Annotated in this window: 15 protein-coding genes and 2 rRNA genes; 10 read left to right on the top strand and 7 right to left on the bottom strand. The window is 67.8% G+C overall.

The window, feature by feature from the left end:
• Together HMPREF9719_RS09450 and rrf are read left to right on the top strand one after the other, a co-directional pair.
• Positions 1–2,656, top strand: a 23S ribosomal RNA gene (locus HMPREF9719_RS09450); the annotation flags it as partial.
• Between the two features lie 123 nt (positions 2,657–2,779).
• A 5S ribosomal RNA gene (rrf, locus tag HMPREF9719_RS07370) occupies positions 2,780–2,897 on the top strand.
• 284 nt (positions 2,898–3,181) lie between these two features.
• Here the strand turns inward: rrf and HMPREF9719_RS07360 are convergent.
• Entirely contained in the window at positions 3,182–4,066 is an 885-nt protein-coding gene (locus HMPREF9719_RS07360; RefSeq protein ID WP_237737901.1) for a pseudouridine synthase, read from the bottom strand.
• 219 nt (positions 4,067–4,285) lie between these two features.
• Here HMPREF9719_RS07360 and HMPREF9719_RS07355 point away from each other — a divergent pair, with 219 nt between their 5' ends.
• From HMPREF9719_RS07355 to HMPREF9719_RS09665, 4 genes are all read left to right on the top strand, one after another.
• The gene (locus HMPREF9719_RS07355; RefSeq protein ID WP_004601365.1) at positions 4,286–5,182 is read left to right on the top strand and encodes a universal stress protein; all 897 of its coding nucleotides are present in this window, start codon (positions 4,286–4,288) and stop codon (positions 5,180–5,182) included.
• A gap of 161 nt (positions 5,183–5,343) precedes the next feature.
• The gene (locus HMPREF9719_RS07350) at positions 5,344–5,991 is read left to right on the top strand and encodes a TetR/AcrR family transcriptional regulator (protein ID WP_004601364.1); all 648 of its coding nucleotides are present in this window, start codon (positions 5,344–5,346) and stop codon (positions 5,989–5,991) included.
• A 378-nt stretch (positions 5,992–6,369) separates the two neighbouring features.
• Entirely contained in the window at positions 6,370–7,239 is an 870-nt protein-coding gene (locus tag HMPREF9719_RS09840) for a class E sortase (RefSeq protein ID WP_081586449.1), read from the top strand.
• Positions 7,240–7,249: 10 nt separating this feature from the next.
• Positions 7,250–7,405, top strand: a complete 156-nt coding sequence (locus tag HMPREF9719_RS09665; RefSeq protein WP_004601362.1) for a hypothetical protein — start codon at positions 7,250–7,252, stop codon at positions 7,403–7,405.
• A gap of 82 nt (positions 7,406–7,487) precedes the next feature.
• On the opposite strand, the gene HMPREF9719_RS07335 is transcribed toward HMPREF9719_RS09665, so the two are convergent.
• On the bottom strand, positions 7,488–8,102 hold the full coding sequence (locus tag HMPREF9719_RS07335) for a DUF2020 domain-containing protein (RefSeq protein ID WP_237737900.1): 615 nt from the start codon (positions 8,100–8,102) through the stop codon (positions 7,488–7,490).
• On the opposite strand from HMPREF9719_RS07335, the gene HMPREF9719_RS07330 reads away from it, so the two are divergent.
• Together HMPREF9719_RS07330 and HMPREF9719_RS07325 are read left to right on the top strand one after the other, a co-directional pair.
• On the top strand, positions 8,101–9,369 hold the full coding sequence (locus HMPREF9719_RS07330) for a sensor histidine kinase (protein WP_004601973.1): 1,269 nt from the start codon (positions 8,101–8,103) through the stop codon (positions 9,367–9,369). The two genes, HMPREF9719_RS07335 and HMPREF9719_RS07330, sit on opposite strands and share 2 nt — an antisense overlap.
• Positions 9,370–9,531: 162 nt before the next feature.
• Positions 9,532–10,185, top strand: coding sequence for a LuxR C-terminal-related transcriptional regulator (locus HMPREF9719_RS07325; RefSeq protein WP_004601359.1), 654 nt, complete (start codon positions 9,532–9,534; stop codon positions 10,183–10,185).
• A 120-nt stretch (positions 10,186–10,305) separates the two neighbouring features.
• Here HMPREF9719_RS07325 and HMPREF9719_RS07320 read toward each other — a convergent pair whose 3' ends face one another.
• From HMPREF9719_RS07320 to HMPREF9719_RS07310, 3 genes are all read right to left on the bottom strand, one after another.
• Positions 10,306–10,647, bottom strand: coding sequence for a histone-like nucleoid-structuring protein Lsr2 (locus HMPREF9719_RS07320; RefSeq protein WP_004601358.1), 342 nt, complete (start codon positions 10,645–10,647; stop codon positions 10,306–10,308).
• A gap of 210 nt (positions 10,648–10,857) precedes the next feature.
• Entirely contained in the window at positions 10,858–11,502 is a 645-nt protein-coding gene (locus HMPREF9719_RS07315; protein ID WP_004601357.1) for a DUF6474 family protein, read from the bottom strand.
• A gap of 113 nt (positions 11,503–11,615) precedes the next feature.
• Positions 11,616–12,821: an MFS transporter gene (locus HMPREF9719_RS07310; RefSeq protein WP_004601356.1), complete on the bottom strand. Its 1,206-nt coding sequence runs from the start codon at positions 12,819–12,821 to the stop codon at positions 11,616–11,618.
• 208 nt (positions 12,822–13,029) lie between these two features.
• Between HMPREF9719_RS07310 and msrA the strand changes: the two genes are divergently transcribed.
• Both msrA and HMPREF9719_RS07300 read left to right on the top strand, forming a co-directional pair.
• Positions 13,030–13,698 carry a peptide-methionine (S)-S-oxide reductase MsrA gene (msrA, locus tag HMPREF9719_RS07305; RefSeq protein WP_004601355.1) on the top strand — a complete coding sequence of 223 codons (669 nt, stop codon included), beginning with the start codon at positions 13,030–13,032 and terminating at the stop codon, positions 13,696–13,698.
• Between the two features lie 42 nt (positions 13,699–13,740).
• On the top strand, positions 13,741–14,442 hold the full coding sequence (locus HMPREF9719_RS07300; RefSeq protein ID WP_004601354.1) for a glycerophosphodiester phosphodiesterase family protein: 702 nt from the start codon (positions 13,741–13,743) through the stop codon (positions 14,440–14,442).
• Here the strand turns inward: HMPREF9719_RS07300 and HMPREF9719_RS07295 are convergent.
• A complete protein-coding gene (locus HMPREF9719_RS07295; protein WP_004601353.1) occupies positions 14,439–15,758 on the bottom strand; it encodes an LCP family protein in 1,320 nt (439 codons plus the stop codon). The genes HMPREF9719_RS07300 and HMPREF9719_RS07295 overlap by 4 nt on opposite strands.
• Before the next feature lie 63 nt (positions 15,759–15,821).
• A partial coding sequence (locus HMPREF9719_RS07290; RefSeq protein ID WP_038082834.1) for an amidase family protein occupies positions 15,822–16,553 on the bottom strand: 732 nt, incomplete at its 5' end.

Raw genomic sequence — 16,553 nt, 5'->3', positions numbered from 1 at the left:
ATGATGGTGTTCCCGAGTAGCAGCGGGCTCGTGGAATCTGCTGTGAATCTGCCGGGACCGCCTGGTAAGCCTGAATGACATGGTGTGACCGATAGTGGATAGTACCGTGAGGGAATGGTGAAAAGTACCCCGGGAGGGGAGTGAAATAGTTCCTGAAACTGTGTGTCTACAAGCCGTCAGAGCCTTTTGGGTGATGGCGTGCCTTTTGAAGAATGAGCCTGCGAGTCAGCGGCGCGTCGCGAGGTTAACCCGCCTGTGGGGTAGTCGTAGGGAAACCGAGTCTTTGTTGGGCGTTTGAGTGGCGTGTCCTGGACCCGAAGCGGGGTGATCTACCCATGGCCAGTGTGAAGCAGCTGTAAGAGGTTGTGGAGGCGCGAACCCACGTAGGTTGAAAACTGCGGGGATGAGTTGTGGGTAGGGGTGAAAGGCTAATCAAACTCCGTGATAGCTGGTTCTCCCCGAAATGCATTTAGGTGCAGCGTTGCATGTTGAGCGTGGTGGAGGTAGAGCGACTGGTTGGTTGAGCGGGATTATGCGTCTTAGTGATACCTGCCAAACTCCGAATTCCATTGACGTGTTGTGTGGCAGTGAGACTGTGGGGGATAAGCTCCATTGGTCGAGAGGGAAACAGCCCAGATCGCCGGCTAAGGCCCCTAAGGGTGTGCTAAGTGGGAAAGGATGTGGGGTCGCGAAGACAGCCAGGAGGTTGGCTTAGAAGCAGCCATCCTTGAAAGAGTGCGTAATAGCTCACTGGTCGAGTGGTTCTGCGCCGAGAATGTAGTGGGGCTTAAGTACACCGCCGAAGCCGCGGCGCCATGGTTTGCATGGTGGGTAGGGGAGCGTCGTGCGTGTGGTGAAGCTGCCTGGTGATGGGTGGTGGAGTGCGTGCGAGTGAGAATGCAGGCATGAGTAACGATGAATCAGGTGAGAATCCTGGTGGCCGTATGACTAAGGGTTCCTGGGTGAAGTTTGTCTGCTCAGGGTGAGTCGGGTCCTAAGGCGAGGCCGTCGGGCGTAGTCGATGGGAAACGGGTTGATATTCCCGTACCGGTGCTGCCGTGTTCTTATGGTGACGCGTTGATACTAACTGTGCCGCATCCCGGATCGACAGCCTTTCGGGGTTGTTGGTTTTTGCGGGGTGTGGTGTGGGGCCTGATGCGTGGTAGCCAAGTGATGGGGTGACGCAGTGTGGTAGCCACGCCTCCGGTTGGTTGTGGGGGTGTAAGCGTGTGGCCCGTGTGGTTGGTAAATCCGCCGCACATTGTGGGTGAGGCGTGATGCGTAGCCACCTTGTGGTGGTGATGGTGGTGATCCTGTGCTGTCGAGAAAAGCCTCTAAGCGAGTGGTGGTGTTGCCCGTACCCGAAACCGACGCTGGTAGTTGGGTTGAGTATACTAAGGCTTGCGGGTGAACTGTGGTTAAGGAATTCGGCAAATTGTCCCCGTAACTTTGGGAGATGGGGAGCCACCTTGGGTCGCCGACTCTTGCGGTTGGTGGGCGTGGGGTGGTCGCAGAGGCTAGGGGAAAGCGACTGTTTACTAAAAACACAGGTCCGTGCGAAAACTTGGGTTGATGTATACGGACTGACGCCTGCCCGGTGCTGGAAGGTTACGAGGAGCTGTGGGCCCACGCTTGTGGGTGTAGCGGTGAATTTAAGCCCCAGTAAACGGCGGTGGTAACTATAACCATCCTAAGGTAGCGAAATTCCTTGTCGGGTAAGTTCCGACCTGCACGAATGGCGTAACGACTTTCCTGCTGTCTCGACCACAGGCCCGGTGAAATTGCAGTACGAGTAAAGATGCTCGTTTCGCGCGGCAGGACGAAAAGACCCCGGGACCTTTACTATAGCTTGGTATTGGGGTGTGGTTCGGTTTGTGTAGGATAGGTGGGAGACTGTGAAGCTGCGTCGCTAGGTGTGGTGGAGTTGTTGGTGAAATACCACTCTGGTCGTTCCGCGCCTCTTGAACCTTGGCCCATGATCTGGGTTGGGGACAGTGCCTGGTGGGTAGTTTAACTGGGGCGGTTGCCTCCTAAATGGTAACGGAGGCGCCCAAAGGTTCCCTCAGTCTGGTTGGTAATCAGGTGTTGAGTGTAAGTGTATAAGGGAGCTTGACTGTGAGAGTGACTGCTCGAGCAGGAACGAAAGTTGGGACTAGTGATCCGGCATCTCCTTGCGGTTGGGGTGTCGCTCAACGGATAAAAGGTACCCCGGGGATAACAGGCTGATCTTCCCCAAGAGTTCATATCGACGGGATGGTTTGGCACCTCGATGTCGGCTCGTCGCATCCTGGGGCTGGAGTTGGTCCCAAGGGTTGGGCTGTTCGCCCATTAAAGCGGCACGCGAGCTGGGTTTAGAACGTCGTGAGACAGTTCGGTCTCTATCCGCCGCGCGCGTGGAAACTTGTGGAAGGCTGTCCCTAGTACGAGAGGACCGGGATGGACGTACCTCTGGTGTGCCAGTCATTCTGCCATGGGTGTTGCTGGTTGGCTATGTGCGGGAGGGATAACCGCTGAAAGCATCTAAGCGGGAAGCCTGTTCCGAGATGAGGTTTCTTTTGAGGTGTCCTAGAGATGATGGGGTTGATAGGCCGGGGCTGGAAGCTCTGTGAAGGGGTGTTGAGGTGACCGGTACTAATTCACCGACTCGAAAACACTTTGTTTTTGGTGGCTGTATGGCTGCTGGTGGGTTGGTTTGCCGCAATCAATATGTGGTCGTGGGTTGTGTCTGCTGTGTGGTGTCTGGCGCAGCACCTGTTTGTGGTGTTGTGTTGTGGTTTGTGTTGGTGGTTGATGGTGGTGGGGGTCCGCCCGGTTCCGTTCCGATCCCGGTAGCTAAGCCCATTCACGCTGATGGTACTGCACCTGGTGGGGTGTGGGAGAGTAGGTTACCGCCAACACGTATTCTTCAATATATTTTGGGGTGTGGGGTGTATCCCGCCTGGGGCCGGTTGTGGTTTTGGGCTGGTGCACTCCACACCTCTTTTTTGCATGCGCGGGTTCATTCCCCGTGTCACGACGTGGCCGTCGTCTTTTGATCGTTCCGCGTCCGGGTCCACGGGACAGCGCGAGGGCCGATTTTCAGCGTTGGTGGCCGTAGGCCGAAGACGCTCAGCCAGTCTGCTCTGGCCGTTGCAAAGCTAAACTGGCGTCGGCCATGCTTGATTTTCGTGGTTGCTCGTAATCATCGGTAGCATCTGTCGCGCCAAGATGGTGTGGTTTCGAATTTCACTGGTGTGCCGCTGATGGGATCCGCGAAGCTCAACTCGGTACAGCACAATCGTAGAGGGCTGTTGTAGTCGTCCGGCTCGTCCGCGCCAGTAGTCACGGTGGGATACAGCGGGTCGTTACAGATAGCAATCCCCATCTGCGCCATGTGCAGTCTTAGCTGGTGGGTCTTGCCAGTTGCCGGGCGGAGGTCGTATTCGCCCACTTCCTGGCCACTGTGTTGGGCACACACCGGCTTGATGCCGTGGACGGCAGTCGTGGCGTTACTCTCCCCGTCCTCTACGTGTGCCTGCAATGTGCCAACGTTTTTAACGATCCGGTTGCTTATCGTCGTCGGTAGGTTCGACGCCACCGCCGGGTCGAAAGGCGCCAGCGCCTTGTATCGCTTCTCGACGGCCCGCGCCTCGAACAAACGCTGATATGCACCTCGATATTGCTCGTGCTTGGCGAGTATGAGCAGCCCTTCCGTCAGCCGGTCGAGACGGTGAACCGGCGACAACTGTGGGTTGCTCAGGCTGCGTCGCAGGATCGTCGTCACGGTCTGCGTGATGTGTCGTCCCTTTGGTGTGGTTGCCAAGAACGGCGGTTTGTGTACGACAAGGATCCTGTCGTCCTCGTATATGCGCCTCAGATCCCCGGGGACGGGCGTCTCCGGGGCGGGCATCCTGTAAAACCACACATCGGTGCCTGGCTCCAGATTCTCGGCTCCGGTGAGCGTGCGTCCTCGCCCGTCGACCACCTGACCGTCCATGAATCTCCGCGCGATGGCGGCGTCATCATCCGCGGGGTGGCGGTGCCTCTGTCCCTCGACGACGGCCCGGAGGAAGTCCAGCGCCTTCACCGGACCTGTGCCTGTCACCCGCGCCCGCGAAGGGTTGAGCCCGTCCCTGACGGGAAGCGGTTGTTGTTTACGTCGTCTGCCCAATTTTGCCTGGTTGCGTCGAAGTTCGTGCCCAGAATATGTGATCCACAATCCTGTACAGCCCCACTGTGGCGGAGTAGAATGGGGCTTGTGCCCGAGGGGCCGATCAGCATAGATCTTAAGGAGGTTAGGGAGACTATGGCCACTGAAAACAGCGTCGTCGTCGCCGTCGATGGTTCGAAGGCATCCCAGGCTGCCGTCCGGTGGGCGGCAAACACCGCCAACAAGCGCGGCCTGCCCCTGCGGCTGGTGACCAGCTTCACGATTCCCCGTTACCTTTTCTCGGAGGGGATGACCCCGCCGCAGGAGCTGTTCGACGACCTGGAGGCTCAGGCGAAGGAGACCATCGAGGAGGCCCGCGGCATCGCGCAGGAGGTAGTCCCCGACCTGCACATCGAGGAGACCATCGCTGAGAGCTCGCCTGTCGACCTGCTGCTCCGGCTTTCCGAGGAGGTGCCCCTGATCGTCATGGGGTCCCGCGGCCTCGGAAACCTCTCCGGGATCATCATGGGCTCGGTATCGGCCGGCGTGGTGTCGCACGCGTCGTCGCCGGTTGTCGTCGTCCGCGAGGACGCCGAGGTCACCGAGAAGAACAAGTACGGCCCGGTCGTCGTCGGTGTCGACGGCTCCGATATCTCCGCGAAGGCCACCGCCGAGGCCTTCAAGGAGGCGGATACCCGCGGCGCGAAGCTCCGCGCGGTGCACACCTGGCTCGATTCGCAGTCCTCCTCGCCGCTGCCCGGCGTGGTCGAGGTCCAGCACGACTGGGAGAGCATTGAGAAGGAGCAGAAGGCCCAGGTCGAGAAGCTCCTAGAGCCGCACCGCAAGGAGTTCCCCGACGTCGAGGTCGAGGTGCTGATCGTGCGCAACAGCCCCGTCCGCGCCCTCGAGCAGAACTCCAAGGACGCGCAGCTCGTGGTGCTGGGCTCGCACGGCCGCGGTGGCTTCCGCGGCATGCTCCTGGGCTCCACCTCGCGGGCGCTGCTTCAGTCCGCCTCCGTCCCCGTGGAGATCGTGCGACCCACCAAGGATTAACCTGCCGCATTTCGCGGGCCCGGCGAGCCGATTAACCGGTAAGTGAACAGGATTGTCTAGAATAGGCGTCCGCACCGCACCGTGATCGGCCGAGCGTCGGGCCCGCGATGCGTATCGGAAGCAAGCGACAATCACTCTGTCTGTGAGGAGGGGCTGGCATCGTGGCAGCGAGGAAGGGCCAGGGCGGCGCGACGAAGTCGAGGAGGAAGACCTCCAGCCGCAGGTCCCGGCCAGCCCCCCGCGAGCGGCTGCTGGCGGCGGCGACGGCCCTCTTCACCGCCGAGGGCATCCGCGTCATCGGCATCGACCGGATCCTGCGCGAGGCCGACGTCGCGAAGGCGTCGCTCTATTCGCTGTTCGGGTCTAAGGACGCGCTCGTCGTCGCGTACCTCGAGCAGCTCGACGCCAAGTGGCGCGAGGCGTGGCGCGAGCGCACCAAGGACGCCGCGACCCCGGAGGAGAAGGTCCTCGCGTTCTTCGACCAGAGCCTCGACGACATGACTGCGTCGAATTTCCGGGGCTCATACTTTCAAAACGCCGCGAACGAGTATCCCCGCCCGGAGACCGACGCGGAGCGCGACATCGTCGCGACCGTCATGGAACACCGCCGGTGGTGTCGTGACACGCTGACTGAGCTCCTCACTGAGAAGAACAAGTACCCCAGCGGCAGCCAGGCGAACCAGCTGCTCATCTTCCTCGACGGCGGGCTTGCCGGTAGTCGACTCGTGCGTTCCCTCGAGCCCCTCAACACGGCTCGCGACATGGCCCGCCAGATGCTTGCCGCGCCGCCGGCCGATTACTCGATTTAGCTTTCTCACGGCGGTGCCGGGCCCCGCTCATGGTTTTTTCAGCGAAATCTCCGTGTTGCGATGAGGCTGCATTGGATCATCGCCGATAGACTATGTCCCATGCCAAAGCACTCCTCTACGGACTCGTCCGTAGCCGACCGGTCTCGGGGACTGGGCGGCTCCCCGGGCGAGCAGCGGCGGCCGAGCCGCCACGCCGGGGGCGCCGACGCGCGCCAGACGAGCGGCCTCGACTACTACGAGCGCCCCGATCGGCCTGGCGCCCAGCAGCGGCAGGGCCGCGCCCAGGCGCGGGTCGATCGCTACGGCCGGCCGATCGGCCGCACCCCGAAGGCCGGCGCCGCGCCGCGGGATAACACGGTGCGGCTCGCCGCGGGCCAGGTGCCCCCGCCGCCGCGGGGCTCGCGCCCGACCGCCGAGCCCGCCCCCAGCCCTGAGCCCGAGCCGGTCGGACGCAAGCGCAAGAAGGCGAAGAAGAAGCCGCCGCGCCCGACCGCCCTTCAGGTCGTCGGCGAGCTGTTCCTCACCATCGGGCTTTTGTGCTTCCTGTTCGTCTTCTACGAGGCCTACTGGACGAACGTGAACTCCGGCCGTCTGCAGAACGAGGCGGCCCAGGGGCTGAGCGACGACTGGGAGAACGGCCGCGTCAACCCGCGCGGCACCGTCACCCCGCAGCTCGGCGAGGCGTTCGCGCGGCTCTACATCCCGAGCTTCGGCTCGGACTTCCAGTTCGCGGTCCTCGAGGGCACGTCCGACGAGGACCTACTCGTCGGCCCGGGCCGCTACACGGACACGCAGATGCCCGGCGAGACGGGGAACTTCGCGGTCGCCGGCCACCGCGTCGGCAAGGGCGCGCCGTTCAACGACCTCGGGAAGCTCAACGTGTGCGACTCGATCGTCGTCGAGACGCAGTCCTCGTGGGACACCTACCGGGTGCTGCCCATCGAGGCGGGCGCCGACCGGCAGGCGCAGGCCGCGGAGTGCTTCCGGCCGGAGCAGGTCGAGCGCATTGGCAGCGGCGACTACGCCGGGGTCGAGGGCCGCCACATCACGGTGCCCACCGACGTGAGCGTGCTCGAGCCGCTGCCGGGCTCCGGGACGATGGAGACCAACGAGGACCTCGAGGCCCTCATCACGCTGACGACCTGCCACCCGCAGTTCTCCAACGCGGAGCGCATGATCGTCCACGCCATGCTCGTGGAGAGCAAGCCGAAGTCCGAGGGCCCGCCCGCCGAGCTCGAGAACGCCTAGGAGTTAAACGATGTATCGGTATCTGTGGTACTACCTGCCCGGCCCGACGTGGCTGAAGCTCGTCGAGCTGCTCGTGCTGCTCGCCGCGGTGTTCTTCCTCCTCATGGAGGTCGTCTTCCCGTGGCTCTCGCAGCTCATGCCCTACAACGACGTCGAGGTGGGCTAAGCAGGGTTAAGACGAGACGAGGCCGGCCCTCCCCAAGCTGAAAAGGGGGAGGGCCGGCCTTCTCGCTGCCGCGGCCTTCGGCCTAGAGGCCGAGGTTGTTGATCGCCTCGACGGCGACGCTCTCGGCCTTGACCGACTGCATCTGGTTGGTGAGGACCACGACGGCGACGTTGTCCTTCTGCACCGCGTAGACGGCCCCGTCGAAGTCGGGGATCGTCTCGGCGTTGCCGCGGCCGCCGTCCCATCCGGAGGGCTCCTCGGCGAGCGTGGTGAAGTCCACCGGCGCGAAGGTGTTGACGACGTCCTCTGCGGCGAACTCGTTGGCCATGTGGCGCACGAGCACCTGCAGGTGCGGGCCCTCGTCGTAGGACCAGAACACGCACGCCGGCACGTCGAAGCGTTCGTCGATGTCGACGGCGAGGGTGCGCTGGCCGTTTGTGTCGGAGACCCACTCCTCGTCGAGGTAGGGGCACGGGTTCCATGCGGAGGCGCCCTCGGGCGGCTCGGGGCGCGCGTCGGCGGGCAGCCCCTGGTCGTTGTCGGCGACCTCCTGGGCCTGCTCCTCGGGGGAGGCTGCCTGCGTCTCCTCGTCCTCCCCGCCGGGCGCGGAGTCGCAGGCCGCGAGCCCGGCGGCGAGACCCGCGGCCGCGCCGAGGGCCGCGATCCGGCGAAGTGCCACGGGTAAGGTTCGGTGCATGGCCACAAGCTTAGAGGGGGCGGGCCGCGACCAGAAACTTCCCGCGCCGGAGCCCGCGGGGGTCGACACGACCTTGACGTCGACGCCCAGCGGCGAGCAGTCACTCACCACGGGCATTCACGTGGTGACCTCGGTGTTCCTCGTGGTGACCGGGGCCGCCGCCGCGGGCCGCCCGCTCGACGCGGCGGCCGCCGGCATCGCGGCGTGCGTCGCCTTCGGCTTCGCGTATTTCTTCGGCTCCTCGCTGTGGCGCGACTGGCCGCGCGGCGGGCAGTACGCGTGGCTCGCCGTGCTCACCGTGCTGTGGCTCGCGCTCATGACGCTCACCACGGTGGGCGTCTACCTCGTCATCACCCTCTACTTCGTCTACATGAGGGTCTTCGACGACTGGCGGGGCATCCTCGCGGTCGCCGCGTCCACCGCGCTGTCCATCGCCTGGCAGATCCCCAACGGCCTCACCCCGGGAGCGGTCCTGGGGCCCGCCTCGGCGGCGCTCGTCGTCGTGGCGATCTACTACGCGTTCCGAGCCGTCGCCCGCGTCAACGTCGAGCGCCAGCGGCTCATCGACCAGCTCGTCGCGACCCGCGGGGAGCTCGCCGACACGCAGCGGCGCGCCGGCGTCGCCGCGGAGCGCGAGCGCATCGCCCACGAGATCCACGACACCGTCGCCCAGGGGCTCTCGAGCATCCAGATGCTGCTCTACGCCGCGGACCGCGACCTCCAGGCCACCGGCCTGGACGAGGCGGCCGCCGAGCCGGTGGCGCGGCGCATGGCGCAGGCGAGGCGCACCGCCGCGGAGAACCTCGCCGAGGCGCGCGCGATGATCGCGGCTCTCCAGCCGGCGGCGCTTACCCGCACCTCGCTGGAGTCGGCGCTGCGCCGCGTCGCGGAAAGCTTCGCCGAGTCGGGCGGGGTGGGCATCGACGTCGACGTCGATGGCGACGCCCGCCAGCTGCCCATGACCGTGGAGGCGGCGATCCTGCGCATCGCGCAGGGCGCGCTCGGCAACGTCGTCAAGCACGCCGACGCGTCGGCCTGCCGGGTGACGCTGGGCTTCGCGCCCGACGAGGTGCGCCTCGACGTCGTCGACAACGGCAAGGGCTTCGACCCCGAGGACGTCGCCGCCAGGGTCGGCCACGTGGGCTTGGATGCGATCCGGCGGCGCGCCGCCGACGTCGGCGGGGAGCTCTCCATCGAGTCGCGCCCGGGCGGGCCGACGGCCTTGAGCGTCGCCATTCCGGCCGCGGGGAGCGCGGACGAGGAGTAGCCCCGCGGCACACTGCGCGGGGGTGGGATCGCCTCTTCGTCGTAGTACGGACAGGCGCTACACTGATCCATCAAAAGGCGGTCCGCCGAGGCGGACCGGTCCCGACAGCCCCGCCCCGTCCACCGGGCCGGGCGGGCTAGGCGGAGAGTACAGGGAGGTTCCGTGGCGCGCGACGTCATCCGTGTCCTGCTGGCCGACGATCACGAGATCGTGCGGCTGGGCCTTCGGTCGATCCTCGACGGGGCCGACGACATCGAGGTCATCGGCGAGGTCGCCACCGCCGAGGCCGCCGTCGCGGCGGCCACGTCCGGCGGCATCGACGTCGTGCTCATGGACCTGCGCTTCGGCGCCGGCGTCGAGGGCGCGCGGCTCACCACGGGCGCGGAGGCGACCCGGCAGATCAAGGGCTCCTCGGAGAACCCGCCGGCGGTGCTCGTCGTGACGAACTACGACACCGACGCCGACATCCTCGGCGCGATCGAGGCGGGCGCCGAGGGCTACCTCCTCAAGGACGCCCCGCCCGCCGAGCTCATCAACGCCGTGCATGCCGCCGCGGAGGGCGACTCGGCGCTCTCCCCGGTGGTGGCGGACCGGCTCATGACGCGGGTGCGCACCCCGCGCAGCTCGCTGACCCCCCGCGAGCTCGAGGTGCTCTCGCTCGTGGCGCACGGCTCCTCGAACCGGGAGATTGGCCAGACGCTCATGCTCTCCGAGGCGACCGTGAAGTCCCACCTCGTGCACATCTACGACAAGCTCGGGGTGCGCTCCCGCACGAGCGCGGTGGCCCTGGCCCGCGACCGCGGCATCATCCAGTAACTACAGCCCCCGCGAGGGCCCGCAGACGCGCGCGGGGCGCCGCGGCCTGGCCGGTGTGGGAAGCGTCGTCCCGCCGGCCATGCCGCGGCGCCCCCGGGGCGCGCCGTTGTCGCTAAAGCTCTAGGAATGGGCGAGGTTGTAGGCCTCGATGATGTCCGCGGGGATCTTGCCGCGCGTCGAGACGTTCTTGCCCTGGTCGAGCGCCCACTGGCGGATCTCGCGGGCGCGGGAGTTCCGCGTCTGGCCGGTGCTGCGGCGGGTGCCCTGGGTGGGCGTCACGCGCTTGCGCGCGTTTTCGATATAGGGTCGGATAACCTCGTCGAAGCGCCGGGCGTTCTCCTCGGACAGGTCGATCGTGTAATCGTTTTTCCCATAGGAGAAATGAACGACCCGCACCTGGTCCTCCTCCAGCGGCGTGGAATCAATGTCGTCGAAGTACTGGGTGATCTCTTTGCGTGCCACCTGTCGCTCCTTATGTTCGGCGTGCTCGTGCTCTTATGCCCTACAGAATACATAACCGAACACGAGAAGTGCAGGCCCGCGGAGAAATTGTGGCCAATCGGCGCGGCGGTGGCTCGTGAGGTGCGGCACGGCCCCGGAACGGGACGAAAAACCGCCCCGGGCGGGTGTTCGCCCGGGGCGGGAGGGATAGGCGGCGAGCCGCGGAAACTCTTAGACGCGCTGGCCGCTGAGCTTCTGGTGGACCTGGTCGGTGACCCGGTCCAAATCCCGCGCGACGCCGCGGAAAATATTGCGGCGCTGCTTCGGGGCCATGTATTCGGCGTTCGCGAGCGGCGCCTCGAGCTCGTCGAGCCAGGTTTCCATGTCGCGCACAAAACCGGCGGGCAGCCGGTCGTCCTCGTTGAGGTTCTTGCGGATCGCGTAGATCCGCGCGCGGTGCGGGGCGGAATAGCCGCTGAACTTCGCGAGCTCCTCCGGGGCGACGCCGTAGGAGCGCGCGGTGGCGCGGCGCTCCCGCTCCTTGAGCGCGGTGAGCCCCCGGTAGGCGAGCGGCAGGAGAAGCGGCACGAGCAGCCGCGACACGCCGATCGCGCGGGTGACGTTGTCCTTGTTGATGGTGCCGGCCTTGAGCTTCTCGAGCTCGGTCTTCGCCATCTTCTGCTGGTGCTTCCGCTTCGCCTTGAGGCCCTTCTGCTCGGCGCGCAGCAGCTGCTTCTCCTGCTTCGCGAGCACCTTCTGCAGGTGCTGCTCGCGCTTCGCGCGGCTCTGAACCTCCGCCTTGGCCCGCGCCGTGGCCGCCTTAATCTCCGATTTCGCCTTATTGCGACGCTTTCGCAGGAACTTCACGATCCCCATTGGTCCTATCAGTCCTTCCTCGGTCTGGTCAGTCGGGGCGCCGCGCCGTGCGAGCCGCGCGTTCATCTCACGCACAGCTTACCTATTCGACTGCCAGGCGCGCCGGCTCGGCGTTAGCGGCGCCGCTCGGCGGCGAGAATGTGGAACGCGATCGCAACAATCGCCCCGGAGAGCACCCCGAGCCCGGCGATGAACATCGGCCAGCCGCCCGCGTCGAGCAGCAGGCCGGTCGCCCAGCCGACCGCGGAGCTGCCCACGTAAAAGGCGAACATGTACATGCTCGAGGCCTGCGCCGGGTGCGGGGAGGCGACAGAGACCCACGCGGAACTCGTCGAGTGGACGAGGAAAAACGAGCCGGTAAACAGCCCGATGCCGATGACGATGCTCCACAGCTGGGCGGGGGCGAGCAGCGCGACCGCGATTGCCATCCCCGTCGCGCCCGCGGCGAGCGTGCGGCCCCGCCCGAAGCGCTCGGCGATGAACCCCGCCCGCGCCGAGGTGTAGGTACCGAAGAGATAGAGGAGGAACACGAGGCCCACCTGGGACTCGCTTAGGCCCAGCTGGTTCATCAGCCGGAAGCTCGCGTAGTTAAACACGGACACGAACACGCCCTGCCCGATGAGCGAGATGAGGAAGAAGCGCACGAGCCGCCAGTGCCTCAGCTGCGCGGCGATGAGCCGCAGCTCGGGAAGGAGCCTGATCTCCCGCGGGGTGTGGTGGCGCTGCCTAGGCAGCAGCGCGACCGCGGCGAGGCCGGTGATGACGGCGATGATCGTCGCGGCGCCGAGGCCCAGTCGCCAGGAGCCGAATTCGAGCATGCTCGAGGGCACGAGCCTGGAGAGGATCCCGCCGACGGTGTTGCCCGCGATGTAGAGGCCCATGACCCGCGGCGCGTCGCGGGCGTGGATCTCCTCGCGGATCCACGTCATCGTCACCGCGGGCACCCCGGCGAGCGCGACGCCCTGCAGGGTGCGCAGCGCGATGAGGATCGCCGGGTTCGCGGCGAACGGCAGCGCGAGACCGATGAGCACCGCGAGCGCCAGCGTGAGGCGCATGACCCGGCCGCGGCCCCACTTCTCGGAGACCTCGACGAGCGGGATGATCGACAGCGCGAGCGCCCCGGTCGTCGAGGAGACGGTGAGCGCCGCGCCCGTCGCGGTGAGGTCGAGGTCCTCGACGAGGGCCGGGAGGATCGCCTGGGTCGGGTAGATGGAGATGAACGTCGCCAGGCCGGTGGCCAGCAGCCCGAGGATCGCCCGGCGATACTCCACGGTGCCGCGGCGGATTCCCTCTCCCGTGTCCCCCGTGTCCCGAGCCATAATCACTCAGTTTATCCGGTCACAATATCGCCAGATATATCCGGGGCCACACGACGGCCCGGGGTCGGGGTGGGATCGACTCCGCCGCGTCGCTCGGCGCGCCGAGCGGGCCCGGAAGCCCTATCCTTGGCAGCGAGGTCAGGAGCATGAAAAACGCGCCGGCCCGCGCCGACTTAAAGGGGGCGGGCCGGGGAGAGGAGAGGACACCATGGGTTGGCTGTTTGGCGCCGCGCCGAAGCTCGTCGGCCGCGACGAGGCGCTCCACGGGGGCGATCACCCGGTGCTCGCCGAGCCGCGGCCCCACGCGGTGCTCGGCACCCCGATCACCGGGCCGTGGCGCGAGAACCAGCGCACCGTGCTCGTCGGCATCGGCTGCTTCTGGGGCGCGGAGAAGCTGCTGTGGCAGCTGCCCGGCGTGGAGTCCACCGCAGTGGGCTACGCCGGCGGGATCACCCCGAACCCCACCTACCGGGAGGTGTGCACCGGGCGCACCAACCACGTCGAGGTTGTGCGTGTGGTCTACGACCCGGAGCGCATCGCGCTGCGCGAGATCGTCGCCGCCGCCCTCGAGGCCCACGACCCCACCCAGGGCTTCAGGCAGGGCAACGACGTGGGCACCCAGTACCGCTCCGCGTTCTACACGGAGGGCCCCGACGCCGCCGCCGAGGCCGAGGAGATCCGCGGCATCGTCGCCGGCTACGGCAGCCGCCTCGCCGAGCACGGCTACGGGGAGGTCACCACCGAGGTCCGCCCCCTCGCCGAGACCGACGCCGGCGAGTTCTACCTCGCCGAGGACGAGCACCAGCAGTACCTGCACAAGAACCCCGACGGCTACTGCCCGGTGCACTCCACCGGCGTGGCCTGCGGGGCGGCGTAGCGGGCCCGCGGGGCGCCGCCACCTTTTAAGGGAGGACTCCTCGTGCGCATCGTCGCCCACCGCGGCTACTCCGGCCGCTACCCGGAAAACACTGCGCTGGCCTTCGCCCGCGCCCTCGAGCTACCCATCCACGGCGTCGAGTGCGACGCGCGGCTGTGCGCCAGCGGCGAGGTGGTCATCCACCACGACCCCGCGCTGCGCGCCGGCGAGGGCGCAGGCCGCCCGGTCGCGCGCCTAACGCTCGACGAGCTGCGCGCCCTCACCCCGCCGGGGCAGGTGGGGATCCTGCTGCTCGACGAGCTGCTCGACCTCGTGCTCGCCACCGACAAGCACCTCTACCTCGAGATCAAGGTCGAGCGTCGCGCCGGGCCGGTCACCGCCGCGGTGCTTGGGCTGCTTAGGCGGCGCGGACTTCTTAGCGAGCCGCGCATCCACGTCATCTCGTTCTCGCCGCGGGCCGTGGCGCTCGTGCGCGACGGCGCGCCGCGCCTCGACCGGGTGCAGCTGCGCCGCGACCCGCTCGCGCCGATCTACCCGCTCGCCGATCGGGTGACGGGCGCGACGACCGTGGGCTTCTCGCTGCGGCGGCTGCGCGGCCAGCCGGAGCTGCCCAGCCGCCTTACGCAGCCGACGTACCTGTGGACCGTGGACCGGCCGCGCGACCTGCTCTTCGCGCGGCGCCAGGGCGTCGACGTCGTGGCGACCAACGAGCCGGAGGTCGCCGGCGCGACGCTAGGCGCCTAGCGCAGCGAGCCGAAGAGCTCCTCGGCGGCGGCGTCGTCCCACACGACGACGTTGCCGACGTCGGTGTCCATGAACGTCGCGATCGGCGCGGTCTCGGTGTTGAGCCCGCCGTGCATCGCGAGCGCCACGCGCGCGAGGTGCCAGACGTGGTCGCCGTCGCCGACGGTGAAGGAGCCCGCCACCCGGGAGAACAGCGGCAGCGCGCGGAACGGGTTGATGAGCGTCGCCGGCGAGGTGATCTTGTCGGTGAGCGCGGAGAAGAACTCGCGCTGCCGCTCCACGCGGTCGAGGTCGCCGTTGGCGGTCGCGCGGGTGCGCACGTAGCCGAGCGCGTCGGGCCCGTCGAGCGTCTGGCAGCCCGCCTCGATGGAGAGGTTCGCCAGCGGGTCGTCGATCGGCTCGTCGGGGCAGATCTCCACCCCGCCGACGGCGTCGGCGACGCCGGCGAGCCCACCCATGCCGATCTCGGCGTAGTGGTCGATGCTTAGGCCCGTGGCCTGCTCGACGGTCTGGGTGAGCAGGGGCGGCCCGCCGTAGGCGAACGCGGCGTTGAGCTTGTCCATCCCGTAGCCGGGCACCTCGACGTACGAGTCGCGCGGCAGGGACACCAGCGTCGGGGTGCCAAAGGTAGGCAGGTGGAGCACCATGATCGTGTCGGTGCGCCCGGAGCCCTCGACGTCGCCGGTCCCGAGCCTCGCGCGGTCCTCCTCGTCGAGGCCCTCCCTCGAGTCGGAGCCGACGAGCAGCCAGTTCGCGCCCGCGGTCGACGCGATCGGCTCGGGCGGCTGGTAGGCCACCCTTGTGAGGCGCGCGTCGCCCCACACGACGAGCCCGACGAGCGCGACGAGGAGCACGACGATGGGCAGGGTGCAGCCGCAGCCGCGCGGCCGCGGCAGGCGGAACCCGCCGCGACGGCGCCGGCGGGGCCTGGGCGCCTCGCGCTCCTCGGGGAAGGGCTCGGCGCGGCGCGTCTCGTAGGCGCGCTGCCTGGCCTGCTCCCGCGCGGCGGCGCGGCGCTCCTCGGGGCTGGGGATGTACTGGCGGGGCCGGGCCGGGGCGTCGTTGTCGGCGAGCATGCGGGTTTCCGCGGGCCGGGCCGGGGGCTGGTTTTTCGGGGCCTGGTTGCGCGGGGGCAGCACCCGGGTGGGCTCCGCCTCCGGCGGGCGCGGCGCCTCCTCGCGGGGCGCCTGCTCCGGGCCGGAGTGGCGCGGCCCGCGGCGCCTGATCGGCCGGCCGTAACGGTCGCGCAGCGGCTGGCCGCTCGCGCCGAGGAGGAACTCGCCGTCCTCCTCCGAGCGCCCGTGGGATGGAGTCATGCGCAACAGACTATGCCCCTGGTGGGGCGTTGAGAAACCCCGCGGGGCCCGCGCACCGGCGGCTCAGGCGGCGAGCAGACCCGCGAGACCGAGCAGCCGGGAGTCTCCCAGGTTCAGCCCAATGAGCTGGATGGACGGCGGCAGCCGCTGGCCGTCGCCCGCCGGCATGGGCACGCTGATCGCGGGCGCGCCGGTGAGGTTTGCCAGCGAGCCCCACGGCGTCCAGTCGGTCTGCGCGAGGAAGTCCTCCTCGGGCGACAGGCGGGAGAACGCGCCGAGCTCGGGCGGGTCGAACGCGAGCGTCGGGGTGAGCAGCGCGTCGACGGGCCAGAAGCGGCGCGCGGCGGGAAGGATCTGCTGCTGGGCGTGCGCCGCGCGGGCGAACGCCCGCCGGTCGAGCCCCTCCCGGAGGCGCGCGAGGTATGCCACGAGCGGGCTCGTGCCGGGCGCGGCGGCGTCGGCGCCGGCGAGCACGAGGACCCGGAACACCGCGAAGAAGCCGGCCGCGTCGGGGTGGGGCCGAACCGGCATCGTCGGCACGCCGGCCTCCTCGAGGAGCGCGGCTGCGCGGCGCGCCGCCTCGGCCCACCGCGGGCCCGCGGATCGCCGCCCGAAGAGTGGTTCGGTGAGCACCCCGACGCGCACCCGCCCGGGCCGCGCGGGCTCGAGCCCGTGGACGAGCGCCTGGTCGGCGACGGTGCGGGTGATCACGCCCGAGGCCGCGAGCCGCCCGCGGCGCGCCCGGTGGGCGGGCTTGAAGCCCACGAGCCCGCACGCCGCGGCGGGCACGCGCAG

The organism is Corynebacterium otitidis ATCC 51513 (assembly GCF_000296405.1).
Classification (GTDB): domain Bacteria; phylum Actinomycetota; class Actinomycetes; order Mycobacteriales; family Mycobacteriaceae; genus Corynebacterium; species Corynebacterium otitidis.
The sequence above is the reverse complement of the archived record's forward strand: the minus strand, read 5'-3'. Positions and strand labels throughout refer to the sequence as shown.